General features: G+C 68.4%; 12 protein-coding genes. 10 read left to right on the top strand and 2 right to left on the bottom strand.

From position 1 onward, the window contains the following. Window positions 1-28: 28 nt before the first annotated feature. Window positions 29-634 (bottom strand): GtrA family protein, encoded by a 606-nt coding sequence (locus G1H11_RS03265; protein WP_216843409.1) that lies wholly within the window; start codon window positions 632-634, stop codon window positions 29-31. Between the two features lie 121 nt (window positions 635-755). Between G1H11_RS03265 and G1H11_RS03260 the strand changes: the two genes are divergently transcribed. The 3 genes from G1H11_RS03260 (at window position 756) to G1H11_RS03250 (ending at window position 3,846) form a co-directional block, all read left to right on the top strand. After that, a complete protein-coding gene (locus G1H11_RS03260) occupies window positions 756-1,880 on the top strand; it encodes a 5-(carboxyamino)imidazole ribonucleotide synthase (RefSeq protein WP_163816987.1) in 1,125 nt (374 codons plus the stop codon). Between the two features lie 92 nt (window positions 1,881-1,972). Then, window positions 1,973-2,512, top strand: a complete 540-nt coding sequence (purE, locus tag G1H11_RS03255) for a 5-(carboxyamino)imidazole ribonucleotide mutase (RefSeq protein WP_163816065.1) — start codon at window positions 1,973-1,975, stop codon at window positions 2,510-2,512. A gap of 248 nt (window positions 2,513-2,760) precedes the next feature. Then, window positions 2,761-3,846 (top strand): type IV toxin-antitoxin system AbiEi family antitoxin domain-containing protein, encoded by a 1,086-nt coding sequence (locus tag G1H11_RS03250; protein WP_163816063.1) that lies wholly within the window; start codon window positions 2,761-2,763, stop codon window positions 3,844-3,846. Window positions 3,847-3,856: 10 nt separating this feature from the next. On the opposite strand, the gene G1H11_RS03245 is transcribed toward G1H11_RS03250, so the two are convergent. Further along, entirely contained in the window at window positions 3,857-4,909 is a 1,053-nt protein-coding gene (locus tag G1H11_RS03245; RefSeq protein ID WP_163816061.1) for a LacI family DNA-binding transcriptional regulator, read from the bottom strand. Between the two features lie 206 nt (window positions 4,910-5,115). Between G1H11_RS03245 and G1H11_RS03240 the strand changes: the two genes are divergently transcribed. The 7 genes from G1H11_RS03240 (at window position 5,116) to G1H11_RS03210 (ending at window position 13,622) form a co-directional block, all read left to right on the top strand. Further along, entirely contained in the window at window positions 5,116-6,432 is a 1,317-nt protein-coding gene (locus tag G1H11_RS03240) for an ABC transporter substrate-binding protein (protein ID WP_163816059.1), read from the top strand. Between the two features lie 83 nt (window positions 6,433-6,515). Further along, window positions 6,516-7,460: a carbohydrate ABC transporter permease gene (locus G1H11_RS03235; RefSeq protein ID WP_163816057.1), complete on the top strand. Its 945-nt coding sequence runs from the start codon at window positions 6,516-6,518 to the stop codon at window positions 7,458-7,460. Beyond that, entirely contained in the window at window positions 7,457-8,374 is a 918-nt protein-coding gene (locus tag G1H11_RS03230) for a carbohydrate ABC transporter permease (protein WP_216843407.1), read from the top strand. Before G1H11_RS03235 ends, G1H11_RS03230 begins: the two co-directional genes overlap by 4 nt. A gap of 22 nt (window positions 8,375-8,396) precedes the next feature. Next, window positions 8,397-9,161 (top strand): SDR family NAD(P)-dependent oxidoreductase, encoded by a 765-nt coding sequence (locus tag G1H11_RS03225; protein WP_163816055.1) that lies wholly within the window; start codon window positions 8,397-8,399, stop codon window positions 9,159-9,161. Further along, the gene (locus G1H11_RS26825) at window positions 9,158-11,035 is read left to right on the top strand and encodes a heparinase II/III domain-containing protein (protein WP_163816053.1); all 1,878 of its coding nucleotides are present in this window, start codon (window positions 9,158-9,160) and stop codon (window positions 11,033-11,035) included. The genes G1H11_RS03225 and G1H11_RS26825 overlap by 4 nt, the downstream gene beginning before the upstream one ends. Beyond that, window positions 11,032-13,014: a DUF4962 domain-containing protein gene (locus G1H11_RS03215; RefSeq protein ID WP_216843406.1), complete on the top strand. Its 1,983-nt coding sequence runs from the start codon at window positions 11,032-11,034 to the stop codon at window positions 13,012-13,014. The genes G1H11_RS26825 and G1H11_RS03215 overlap by 4 nt, the downstream gene beginning before the upstream one ends. Then, window positions 13,014-13,622, top strand: coding sequence for a hypothetical protein (locus G1H11_RS03210; RefSeq protein WP_163816049.1), 609 nt, complete (start codon window positions 13,014-13,016; stop codon window positions 13,620-13,622). Before G1H11_RS03215 ends, G1H11_RS03210 begins: the two co-directional genes overlap by 1 nt. Window positions 13,623-13,771: the final 149 nt, after the last annotated feature.

Genomic DNA, 13,771 nt, shown 5'->3' with positions numbered 1-13,771 from the left:
ATGCCCGGGTGCGGTATCCGGGCTGTGGTCAGGCGTTGACCGGCTCGGCTTCGCGTGCCGCGGGCGGAGGCGGTACCGGGCCGGACGGATTGGCCGGAAATACCCACGTCCGGTACGACCAGTACCGGAACAGCGTGCCGAGGGCAAGGCCGACCACGTTCGCGGAGATGTTGTCCGCGATGGGCCCGGACAGGTCCAGGACGTAGCGCGAGATCCCGAGGCACGACAGTGCAATGCCCAAGCCGAGCCCGTTGAACAGGAAGAACAGCGGGTAGCCGCGGGAGTGCTTGATGCGGGTGCGGTGCCGGAAGGTCCACGCCCGGTGGCCGACGTAGGTGATGATGGTCGCCAACGTCACCGAGAGTGTCTTCGCCACCAGCGGCTGATCGTGCAAGGGACCTTCGCCGCCGGCGAAGAGAAGCAGGTTGAACAGGCCGATGTCGGCGATGAAGCCGACGCCGCCGACGGCGCCGAACTTGAGCAGCTCACGGACGACCCGGTCACGCCGGTACCACATGTGCAACGCGGCATAAAGCAGCCGTCGTCGCGCGGACGACGGCGCGCGAGGTTCGGGCGGCCAGGTATCGAGCACCTGCCCAGCGTAAGCCACATAGTGCGAAAATTCGACACGCATCGGCTGCAGCGTGGGCATCCGTGCAGCTCACGCATGGTCCATGGCCACGGGTATCGGCGCAGGCACACCGGCTCGCGTAGGCTAGGCGTTCGTGACTGATGCGTTCTGGCCCGTGGTGGGAATGGTCGGTGGCGGCCAGCTGGCCCGGATGACCCAGCCGGCGGCTGTAGCCCTCGGCGTTCGCCTGGCCGTCCTAGCCGCCGACGCCGGGGAATCCGCCGCGCAAGTGGTGCGCGAACCCGTCGTGGCCGATGAGAAAGCGCTGGAAGATCTCACCTCGTTCGCGAAGTCGTGCGACGTGCTGACGTTCGACCACGAACACGTCCCCCCGGCGCACTTGAAGGCTCTGGAAGCCGCCGGTGTCGTGGTCCGCCCGGGCACCAACGCGCTGTTGCATGCGCAGGACAAGGGCGCGATGCGTGAGCGCCTGTCCGCCATGGGTATCGCCTGCCCCCGGTATCGCGTCGTCGCCGATCCGGGCGAGGTGGCGCGCTTCGTCGTGGAGCACGGTGGGCATGCCGTCCTGAAGACCACCCGCGGGGGATACGACGGCAAGGGCGTCTGGCTCATCGACACGGACACGGCACCCGAGGTGGTGGCCGAGCCGTTCCGGGCCGGTGTGCCGGTCCTCGCCGAAGAGCGCGTGAACTACGCCCGCGAGCTGTCCGCGGTGGTGGCGCGGTCACCACACGGTCAGGCCGTCGCATACCCGGTCGTCGAGTCGGTCCAGAAAGCCGGCATCTGTGTGGAGGTCGTCGCGCCCGCCCCCGGGATGCCATCCGAGCGTGCTGTGGAGGCGCAGCGGACGGCGTTGCGCATCGCCGCGGAGCTCGGCGTCGTTGGAGTTCTGGCCGTCGAGATGTTCGAGACCACCGAGGGCGAGCTGCTGGTCAACGAGCTGGCGATGCGTCCGCACAACAGCGGTCACTGGTCCATCGACGGCGCGGTCACCAGCCAGTTCGAGAACCACCTGCGGGCAGTGCTGGACCTGCCCCTAGGATCGCCGGACGCACGCGCGCCGTACACGGTCATGGTCAACATCCTCGGTGGCGACCTGCCCGACGTGTACCCGGCGTATCGGCATGTGATGGCACGCGACTCCGGGCTGAAGGTCCATTGGTACGGCAAGGCCGTGCGGCCGGGACGCAAGGTCGGGCACGTGACGGCCTACGGAGACGACCTCGCCTCGCTCCGCGAACGGGCCTGGCACGCGGCCGACTACATCCGGGGGGACATCGATGAGTGAGCTGGTGACGAGGTGAGTGCGCGGAGTGGTCGGCCGAGGGACGAGGTCGCCCGCGGAGTGAACGAACTGAGGAATGTGACCTGGAGATGTGGATGAGTGAGCTGGTGACGCGTCGCGGTGAGGGCGAGCCGCGGGTGGGCGTCGTGATGGGATCGGACTCCGACTGGCCGGTCATGTCCGCCGCGTGTGACGCGCTGTCGGAGTTCGGGATACCGCACGAAGTGGGCGTAGTGTCCGCTCATCGGATGCCGCACGCGATGCTGGACTACGGGGCGGCGGCCGCCGGCCGGGGCCTCCGGGTGCTGATCGCCGGCGCGGGTGGCGCGGCCCATCTCCCGGGCATGCTGGCGTCCGTCACATCGATGCCGGTGATCGGCGTGCCGGTGCCGTTGAAGTACCTCGACGGGATGGACTCACTGCTCTCGATCGCGCAGATGCCGGCCGGTGTGCCGGTGGCCACAGTCTCGGTCGGTGGCGCTCGTAACGCCGGGCTGCTGGCCGCCCGCATCCTCGGTGCCGCCGACGACGCGCTGCGGGCGCGCATGGACGGCTTCCGGGCCGAGCTGGACGCGGCGGCCCGCGCCAAGGGCGACGCGCTGCGCGAGAAGTTGCGCGACGAACGGCCGGAATAGGCGATCTCCGCGTCCTCCGGCCGCCACTTCACTGCCTAGGGTTGACTTCACTGCTGTGAATCGCGTGTGCCAGCTGATCGGGCGGCGTTCGCGCGATCAGCTGGGCAGTGAAGTTAACCCTGAGCAGTGAAGTCGGCCCTGCTGGGCAGCGAAATCCACGTGTGGTGGTGGCGCGCTTCAGCCGAGTTATCCACAGTTCGTTTCCTGCCCCCTGTGCCGCGCTCCCACAATCGGGAAGCCTGCTGGACATGACCTCCCGGCTTCTCCGTATCCCCTCCGACATCGCGGAACTCCTTCACCGTGGTGACGGAATCGTGGACGTAGACTCGGCCCTCGCGGCTGGCGTCTCCCTCGACCGGCTGGTGCGGCTAGTGAAAGCCGGTCATCTGACGAGGGTCGCCGACGGTGTGTACACGTCGACGGAGCTTCTGTGGAAATCCTCGGATTGGCGTCGTCATGGCATCAAGGCGCGGGCTTTCGTCCGCTCGTGCGGTGTGCCCGCCTATCTCACCGGCTGGTCCGCCGCCGCGGTCTGGGACCTGCCGACTCTTGGCTCGCCGCCGCGCAAGCCCGCGGCGGTCCGGCCGAAGAACACGGGCCGGGGCGCCATCGTCAGCACCCACGGCACGCTCCACGCCGTCCACCTGCCGCCTGATCATCAATGGCGGAAAGAGCAGACGACACTAGTGAGTCCCGAGTGGGCAGCGGCCACCATCGCTCTCAACGCCCCGGTCGCGGACGCGCTCGTGGTGGCCGACGCGGTGGTTCGAGACGGGCGAGACCTGCAAGACGCGATCCGGCACATGCCCCGCTGGCCCGGAGTCACTCGCGCCCGCTGGGTGGCAGCGCACGCCGATCCGCTGGCGGAGTCGCCGCTCGAGACCCTCGGCCGGTTCTGCTGCATCGTCGCCGATCTTCCGATGCCGGTGTCGAATGCTTGGGTCGGTGTAGATGGTCCTACCTACCGGCTGGATGGTCTTTGGCCGTTCCATTGGGCCGGCTTCGAGGCCGACGGCGCGCTCAAGTATGACAACCGGCCGGACGCGTCGTACGTCGTCGCCCATCAGAACGAGCGTGAATGGGTACTGCGACGCCTCGGCCTCGACCTCGCCCGCTACACCTGGGACCTGGCATATCGGCAGCGCGCGGAGCTCGCCACACGCTTCGGAGATCTGTTGCGCGACAACGCGGTCCGTGCAGAACCCGTGCGGTGGTGGAAGCACGTGCCCGGTCACGGGCCGGTGGAGCCAAGCGCTGAAGATTGGCCGTCCCCACACCCGGTGTCGATGGCTCTGCCGGCGGGCTGGCAGTCCGAACGCCGCCGGCATCGATAACCGGTTGAAGTCAACGATCAGCGCGCGGTGGAGCGGTCGATTCGCGGACGATCAGCTCCGGCCGGAGCAGGAGCGAGCGGCCGTGGCTGGTGCCGGAGTCCTCGACCCGTGCCTTGAGTTCGCTGATGGCCATCGCTGCCATGTCCTGCATCGGCTGCCGGACGGTGGTCAGCGGCGGGTCGTAGAGGTCAGCGAGCACGATGTCGTCGAAACCCACGACCGAGACGTCCTTGGCGACCTCGAGCCCGGCGTCCCGGACCCCGCGGCACACGCCCAGAGCGCACATGTCGTTGATGGCGACGATGCCGGTGGGGGGCTCGTCGGCGGACAGCAACTCCCGCGCGGCTTGGCGCCCCAGCTCCGCCGACTCGACGTCGCCGAAGCGCTGCTCGGCCGCGCCGGGCCATAGCGTGCCTTCGCTCGGAAGGCCGGCCCGTTCGAGCGCCGCCGCGAAGCCGCGGAAACGGTCTTTACGGTTGACGCTACCCAGCGCACCGGAGACGAAGGCCAGACGCTGGTGGCCGAGGCCGGTGAGATGCGTCGTTGCCAGCTCGCTTCCCACCGTGTTGTCGATGCTGATGCTGACCAGGGTGTCGGGGTCACCGATCTGCGCCGTCCGGTCGAAGGCGACCATCTGCAGGCCGCGCTTCATCAGGGCGGAGACGTGGTCGAGCGACGGCAGGGAGGAACAGAGCACGAGGCCGCGGATTCCGTCCGACCACAGCTCTTCGATGTAACGCTGCTCCCGGTTCGGGTCCCGCTCGCTGTTGCACAGCAGGACGTTGTAGCCTTCCGCGAGCGCGGCCGACTCCACATAACGGGCGAAGGTCCCCCAGAACGGGTTGCCCACCGACGGCACCACCAGGCCGATGGTGCGGGTGCGCCCCGTGCGGAGATTCCGGGCGGACCGATTGGGCTGATAGCCCAATTCCTCGATGGCCTGTTCCACCCGCTGCCGGGTCTCCGGGAGCATCAGGTGAGCCCGTCCGTTCAGCAGGTTGGACACCGTGCTGGGAGATACGCCAGCGGCCTTGGCGACGTGCTGGATGGTGACGTCTGCCATCGTCTGGGCTCCTCCGGGTCGGGGCAGGTATGGAGATCTTAGCAGTGTAACGATCTACTGCAGAAAGATCATCATCGCTGCAGGTGGCGAATGAAAAGTACGGTAACACGCCCTTGACGTCCGGATAATGGTGGCCTACTGTCACTGCAACGTTACAGTGAACGAAGCCGACAGCACGTTGACGCACTCGTGAAGGAGCGCAGCGCATGAAGAAGGAGACACGCCGGGTCAAGGCCTCGCTGGCGGCCGGGGCCGCCGCGTTCTCGCTCGTCCTCGTGGCGTGCGGAGGCACCGACAACGGCTCGGAGGCCCGTGGCGACGCGAACTCAGGTGACTCCGAGGTGAGCGGAGACATCACCCTGCTCACCCCGATCTACGAGGGCAACGAAGGTAAGCAGCTACTCGAGGAGGAGCTGCTCCCGCAGTTCTACGAGCAGTACCCGGAGGTCACGGTCACCGTCGACTACACCAACTTCGGGAGCCTGAACGAGAAGCTCACCACGGCGGTGGCCAGCGGCCTCGTTCCGGACGTCATGATGATGGGTGTCGGCTGGATCGAGGCGTTCGCCTCGAACGGAGTGCTGGCCGACCTCGGTGAACACGGCGTCACCATCGACGAGCTCTCCGGGGACTTCACGCCGGAGATCCTGGAAGGCGGCGTGTGGGAGGGCGACCTCTACGCCGTGCCGATCATGCTCGACACCCGGTTCGGCATTGCCCGCAAGGACATCCTCGCCGAGGCCGGCTTCACCGAGCCACCTGGCTCCTTCGAAGAGCTACGCGAGTACGCCATTGCCTTGACCGAGCGCTCGGACAGCGGTGAGCTCGAGCGTGCCGGGTTCGACCTGCTCTCGATGGACCTGCGGCAGATGTACGAGGTGTTCCTGTTCGCGAACGGCGGCTCGCTGTTCAACGACGACTACACCGAGCCGGCCTTCAACTCACCCGAAGGCGTAGAGGCACTGCAGTTCCTCGTGGACCTCGTCCAGGAGGACGAAGTGGAGGACATCGGCTTCTCCAGCACCGACATCGACGTGCATCCGCTGCTGAACGGCCGGGCGGCGATGGCCGTAGGCCACAACAACCTGTGGATCCAGCTGCAGGAAGCGGCCCCCGAACTGGCCGACGAGCTGATGCCGTTCTCCATCACCGGTACTCAGCCCGGCATGTTCTTCGGCGGCACGCTCGCCACGGTCTCGTCGGGCTCGAGCCACCCGGAGGCCGCCATGGCCCTCGTCGAGTTCCTGGCCGGCGAGGAGGCGGCGCTGGCAGCCAACGAACAACGCGGCAATGTGCCGGCCCGCACGGCTCTGCTGGACAGCGAGTACGTCCAAAGCAACCCGCTGGTCCAGTTCGCCATGGAGAACCTCGACGTCGCCCAGCGTGAGGGTGGTGTTCCGCAATGGCTGGAGATCCGGGGTGACTTCACCCCGGCCGTCGAATCCGCGCTGCTCGGGCAGAAGACCGCCCAGGAGGCGCTGGACGATCTGGCCGATGGTGCTCGCGCGGCGATGGATCGATAGCGGAACGCAGACACACGTTCGGTCCGGCGCGATGCCGGTCCTCGCGCCGGACCGGATTTCCAGATGTCGAACTGGTGAGGGCGATGACGATGACGATCAAGCCGCCGGGCACTGCCTCGGAGGCGGCATCCGCTGCGCGGCGGCGGCCGCGGCGCAGTATTCCGGCTGGTCGCAAGCTTCGGCGCGCCGGCTGGCTGATGGTGGCGCCGGCGCTGGCCCACACGATCCTCTGGATCGCGATACCGGTGCTGGCCACGCTGGTGCTCAGCTTCACCGACTACCAGGTCTTCCGGGCTCCGCGCTGGGTGGCGCTGGAGAACTACGTGGAGCTCTGGAACGACGACGTGTTCCGCAAGGCGACGTGGAACACCATCGTGTACACCTTCTTCACCGTCCCGGTGTCGATGGCGGTAGCCGTCGTCATCGCTGTGCTGCTGAACCAGAAACTCCGCGGACGCACCATCTACCGGGCGGCGTTCTTCCTGCCTCAGGTGACGGCGACGGTCGCCATCGCGATGGTCTGGCTGTGGATGTACAACCCGCAGTACGGCCTGCTCAACGGCCTGCTCTCGATGGTCGGGGTGCCCCGCCAGATCTGGCTGGGTGACCCGTCGCTGGCGCTGTGGTCGGTGATCGCGGTGGGGATCTGGCAGGGCATCGGCATGAAGATGCTGATCTACCTGGCTGCGCTGCAGAACATCGACCAGAACCTGTATGAGGCGGCGTCGATCGACGGCGCGTCGAAGGTGCAGCAGTTCTTCTCCATCACGCTGCCGATGCTCAAGCCCGCCACGTTCTTCGTCTTCGTCATCTCGATCATCGGTGCGTTCCAGGTCTTCGACCAGATCTACGTCCTCACCGACGGCGGCCCGGCGAACGCCACGACGATGATGACCTACGAGGTCTACCGCAGCGCCTTCCAGAACTTCCGGATGGGCATGGCCTGCGCGCAATCGGTGGTGCTGTTCGCCTTCCTGATCGTCCTCACGGTCATCAACCGCCGCCTGACGGGAGGTGACGAGAAGTGACTGCGACGACGACCTCCGCATCGCACGGCGCGGGCCAGCCGGCCGAGCGGCGTCCTCGGGTGAACGCCCGGCGGGTCCTGCTCACCGTGCTGCTCGCCTTCGGAGCGTTCACCATGATCATCCCGTTTCTGTGGATGATCCTGACGTCGGTCAAGAGCCCGGCCGAGCTGATCGAGTTCCCGCCGTCGTTCTGGCCGAAGGAGTGGGTGTGGAGCAACTACACCGAGGCGCTGGACGCCGCGCCGTTCGCCACCTACTTCCGCAACAGTCTGGTGATCGCCACCGGGCACACCCTGATCACGGTGTTCTTCGGGGCGATGGCTGGCTACGCGCTGGCGCGCATCCCGTTCCGGGGCCGGGAACTGATCTTCCTCGGGTTCATCGCGATGCTCATGATCCCGACGTACACCAAGATCGTCCCGCAGTTCCTGCTGGTGAAGTTCATGCCGCTGTTCGGCGGTAACGACATCCTCGGGCAGGGCGGCAGCGGCTGGCTGAACACGTGGTGGGCGCTGCTGATTCCGGGCGGGCTGAGCCCATTCGCGATCTTCCTTTTCCGCCAGTTCTACCTGTCGCTGCCCCGCGAGCTGGAGGAGGCCGCCCGCCTGGACGGGCTGGGCGAGTTCCGGATCTGGGGCCAGGTCTACACGCCCCTGGTCAAACCCGCGATCGCCACCGTCGCCCTACTGACCTTCCAGGACAGCTGGAACAACTTCTTGTGGCCGCTCCTGGTGACCACCCGGGACGACCTGCGGGTGATCCAGGTGGGGCTCGCCGTCTTCCAGCAGGAGGGCACGACCCAGTGGGCGTACCTGATGGCCGGCACCACGCTGGCCACCATCCCGATGGTGGTGCTGTTCCTGGTGGCCCAGCGGTACTTCATTCAGGGCTTCGCCACGGCGGGCATCAAGTAACCGAGAAGAAAGAGGACACGACATGCAGCTCGATCTGACCGGCCGGCGGGCACTCGTCACCGGAGGAGGCAGCGGGATCGGCCGCGCCATCGCCCGAGCACTCGGTGTGTGCGGCGCCGACGTCGCCGTGCACTATGCCAATAGCCGGGACGGCGCGGAGGAGGTGTCGAAGGAGATCGCCGCCGACGGCCGCCGTTCGATTGCCCTGCAGGCGGACCTCACCGTGTCCACGGAGGCTTCCAGCCTGGTGACAAGCGCCGCCGAGGTGCTCGGCGGGCTGGACGTGCTGGTGAACAACGCCGGCCACCTGGTAGGCCGCTCCCCCATCGAGGACATGTCCGACGAGCATTGGGCCAAGGTGATGGATCTCAACGTCACCAGCGCATTCGTGACGACCAGGGCCGCGATCCCGCACCTGCGGCATTCCCCGGCCGGCCGGGTGGTGATGATGTCCTCGCTCGCCGCCGAGAACGGCGGCGGAAACGGCTCCGCGGCGTACTCGGCTTCCAAAGCCGCCGTGATCGGCCTGACCAGGGGACTGGCCAAGGAACTGGCGCCGGACGGTGTCACCGTCAATGCGGTGGCCCCCGGTTTCATCGGTCAGACCGCCTTCCACGACACGTTCACCGCGCCCGAGGCCCGGCCGGGGATTCTCGCGGGCGTGCCGCTCGGGCGGGAAGGCACACCGGACGACGTGGCCGGTGTGGTGGCCTTCCTCGCGTCGTCGCTGTCGTCCTACGTCACGGGGCACGTCGTCGACATCAACGGGGGGTCGCAGTTCCGGTGACACCGATCCCGTGGTCGCGTGGTGGCTGGTGGCACGATTACGTGTGCCCCACTCACGGCATCGAGCTGGGCCCGCCGGAGCTGGACGGTCACCCGTGCCCGCGGGGTTGCCGGTTGACCGGAGAACGGTACTGGGCGGCCTGGACCGTGCTGGAGCATCAGACCCGGGCCCGGGAGGCCCGGCTTCTCGCCCACCGCTACCGGGCCGGCGGCGACGACGCCGACCGCGACCGGGCGCTGGAGCTCATCGAGGGGTACGCGCGGCTCTACGGCGAGGTCGCCGCCGACGGCTGGAGCGAGCAGGCGGAATCCTGGATGCTGCGCGGCAAGCTGTTCTCCCAGGCCCTGACTGAAGGACTGTGGGCGGTGCAGATCGCCGACGCGGTCCGGACCCTGGCCGACGACCCAGCAACGCGTCCGCTGCTGGAGGCACCGGTGGCAGACCTCCTCCACGGGTTGCTGACTACCGCGGCCGACTCGCGGCGCGTTCTGGTGGACGAGCGCGGAGACCTGCGCAGCAACTACACCGCCTGGCTGGATTGTGCCGGCGGAATGATTGCCCGAGCTCTCACCGCGCTCGGCACTCCCGAGGATCCGGAGCCGTGGGTCAAGGGCACCCTCGAGCACCTGGGCGCCGCCGTGGGGAAGGACGGCTGGGAGTGGGAGGGCGCCACGTACTACCACCTGTTCGTGCTCCGGGCCTACCTCCTCAACCTGGCCGGCACCGACCCGTGCGGCCTGCCGGCCGACGCGGCGGACCGGCTCGCGGGCATGGTCCGGGTGCTCACGTCGCTGGCGGCGCCCGACGGTGCGCTCCCGGTGCTGCATGACGGTCCGTATCGCCGCGCCGGTGTCTACCTGGAGTTGATCGAGCTATGCGTCCTGGCCAAACAGTTCTGGCGCGAGCCCGGGACGGAACGGATCGAGTCGCATGCCCGCTCCCAGCTCGGCGACGCACACGACGGCATGGAGGATCTGCTGACCAGCTGGTTCGACGGCCCGCCGAGGGCCGGGATCGGCGTGGACCGCGGCTCGGTGCGCTTCGGCGACGTCGGCGTCATGGTCCTGCGCGACCCGCAAGACACCTGGCAGGCCGTGATCGACGCCGGTCCGCACGGCGGATCCCACGGCCACCTGGACAAGCTTGCCCTCTACCTCTACGGCGACGGCGAGGCGTGGCAGCCCGCACCGGGTGTCCCGCCGTACGCGAGCGGATTCCGCCGTGGCTACTACGCGCGGACCGTCGCGCACCCCACTGTCCGGGTGGACGGCGAGGATCAGCGGCCCTGCACCGGCGAGGTGCTCAGCTGGGAGACCGGCGACGTCACCCGCGCCGTCGTCCGCTCCGGCCAGGCGTTTCCGGGCGTGTCGATGGTGCGTGAGGTGGTGATGCACGGCGATTACCTTCTGGACATCGTCCGGGTGAGTACCTCTTCCGGCGACGAGCGGGTGGTCACTCTCGGCTTCCGGCCGGGTCACGGACTGCATGTCACCGCGGGCGACGACGGCCGATGGCGCAGCCGCTGGGACGCCGATGGCAGACCGCTGCACGGCATCCACCTGGCGTCGAGCCCATCGGCCCTGGAGATCGGGCCGGGTCGAGGCCCCTCCGACGACCCGGCGGCAGTGCTCACGACCGGGGACTGGACCGCCACAGCGTCGGACATCGCGATGGTGTCGGTGCTCTGGCCGGACGGCCCACGCGAGGTCAGCGAGGTCGAGCTGACCACGAGCACCGGCTCAGCGACGGTCGGCGACCCGGCAGCGACACGGCACTCGGCCGATGGAGAAAGCACCCGCCGGGCCGGAGCCGGCCGGGTCCGGCTCACGCTCGACGACGGACGCACCGACGAATACCTCTGGGAGGACGTGTGACCACGCAACCCCTGCTCCTGGCCGGCCGCCTGGACCAGCTTCGCGAACAGTCGGCCACGGTCCGGCATCGTCAGTTCCGCCGGCTGCTCGAGGAGTGCGAACGTTACCGCGGGATCGCGCTCCCGGCCGAGCATCCACGGGAGAGCATCACCTACTTCGGGCCGGCCGCGGCGAACCTCGCCCTGGCCTTCCGCCTGACCGGGCAGCAGCACTACCTGGATGAACTCCGCCGCTGGGTGGCGGTGCCGGTGTCCTTCCCGCACTGGGGCAAGGCGCACATGCCGGACCACGATCTCGACGCGGGCTGGCTGTGCCACGGCCTGTCGCTGGCCTATTCATGGGCCGGGGACGCGCTGCCCGACGACGAACGGGCCGCACTGCGGGACAAGTTGATCCTGCAGGGCACGCGGCTTTACGAATTCGCGCTCGCCTCGGAGGGCGACTGGTGGTCGTCGTCGTTCTGGCAGAACCACAACTGGATCTGCTACGCCGGGCTGGCCACGGCCGGGTATGTCCTCGCCGGCGAGCATCCCGCTGCGCGGGACTGGACCGAGCGGGCGAAGCGGAACTTCGACACGGTGCTCGAACTGATGCCGGAGGACGGGTCGAACTGCGAGGGCGTCGTTTACTGGCGTTACGGCGTGCCCTGGATCGCGTCGTACCTGGATGTCCTGAAGGCGGCGGAGGGCATCGACTGGTTCCCCCGCAGCCCCTACCTGCGCGAGACCTTCTGGTACCGGCTCTACCAGGCCGCACCGGACCTCGAACGCATCGTCGACCACGGCGACTGCCACGACCGGCGCAGCGGGCATTCCACCGCGTTCTACTACAAGCTGGCTGCTGAGTACCGGATCCCGCAGGCGCAGTGGCTGGCCAACCGGGTGCTCGACGACTTCTTCTGGCGCGAGGCGTACGAGAGCGGCGTGAAGCCGGGCGTCCGCCCGGAGGCATACCAGGAACTGCTCTGGTACGACCCCGAGGTGCCTGAGCAGAATCCGGAGTCGCTGCCGCTGGGCCGCGTCTTTCCCGACCTGGGCCTGGTGGTGGGCCGCACGTCCTGGGCCGACGACGCGTGCCTGGTGTCCTTCAAGGCCTCACCCGGCGGTGGCCATAAGGCATGGGAGGCGTCGCAACGGATGGCCGTGGAGAAGGGCTGGACGACGCTCAACGCCGGGCACCATCACCCTGACGCCGGGAGTTTCGTGCTGCTCGGGCACGGTTCCTACCTGGCCGTCGACGAGGGATACTCCAACCGCAAGCGGGCGGAGCACCACAACTCGGTCCTGGTGGACGGCCAGGGTTTCGTCAACGAGGACCGCTACCACGTCTACAAGGGCCTGGCGCACGAGCACACTGCCCGGATCCGCTCGGCCAGTGTCGGTGACGGGTGGGTGCACGCGGTCAGTGAGAGCGCCGCGATGTACCCACCAGAGCTCGGTGTGCGCCAGGTGGACCGGCACCTGGTGATGTCTCCACGGGGCACGCTGATCCTGGTCGACGAGCTCGCCGCGACCGAACCACGCACCTGGACCTGGCTGCTCCAGACGGACAACCCGGCCCAGCCGACGGGCGGCGGCGAATGGGAGGCCGAATGCGGGTCGGCGCGGCTGCGGATCACCGCCGTGGAGCCGGAGGGCAGCGTCGACGACGTGGTGGCCACACCGATCGCGGCCAACCCGACCTCGAGCACGCCCAGCCTGGCCATCGAGAAGGTCCAGCACACGCTCCGGCGCGCCACCGAGCCGACGACGACCGCGCGGTACGTGACCGTCCTGGAGCCGCTGCCGTGGAACGAGCAAGCGATCTCGCGGATATCCGTGCGTGCCACCGCCCGGGACGTCGTTGTCGACATCGAGCGCGATGGTGACCGGGAGATCGTCGCCTTCCAGCTCAACGGCAAGGACGCCACCGAGGCGCTCGGCGCCGGGCCGGACATCGCCGGCGACGGTTTCGCGGCGTACTCGGTGACGGAGCGCTGATGGCCGTGCAGACCGGAGAGGTGCGGCGCGGCTGGGAGCAGAAGGCGCTGGCCGGGCTCTCGTACCCGGCCAACCTCGCCTTCACCGGCGTCGCGGCGTTCGTGCTGGCCCTGGGGGTCGTGACCTGGCTGTCCGCGGCGATCGCCGCTGGCCGGGCGCTGCACCGGTGGCAGAGCGATGGCGACGACCGGACGTTCACCGGCACGTTCCGGGAGTTCGCGGCGACGTGGCGCCGGACTCTGCCCGCGAGCATCGCCGCCACGGCGATGGCGACGATGATCGCGCTGAACCTGATCTTCCTCGGCAGCCGGGAGGCGCCGGTGGCGTTCCTCTTCGGGATGGCGACGATTCCGCTCGCGGCCACCCTGCTGCTCGTCGTCCTGATGCTCCCGGCCGCTGCATCGGCCGACCGGGACGCGACCATGCGGGTGTGGCTGCGCGGCGCGGTGGTGCTCGCCGCCCAGCGTCCGCTCGCCTCGCTGGTCCTGCTCGCGATCGTGGTGGCGTTCGGGCTGACCTGCGTGCTTCTCCCCACTATCGTGCCGTTCCTCGGCATCTCACTGCCCGTGTGGCTCGGCCTGACCACGGCCCGCCCGCGGTCCGCGTAACACCTCCTTCCCTACCGATCGGAGCGATCCATGCAGGCCTATTCCGAAGTGGGTAATGCACAAGAACCTTCGTCTCCGACTCCTCAGGTGGGCACCCGCAGAAAGCACGGGCCCCCACCATCGTCGCCGGACTTGTGCAGAACCCACGT

The sequence above is a fragment of the Phytoactinopolyspora alkaliphila genome, assembly GCF_010550695.1.
Taxonomy (GTDB): Bacteria; Actinomycetota; Actinomycetes; order Jiangellales; family Jiangellaceae; genus Phytoactinopolyspora; species Phytoactinopolyspora alkaliphila.
The sequence above is the reverse complement of the archived record's forward strand: the minus strand, read 5'-3'. Positions and strand labels throughout refer to the sequence as shown.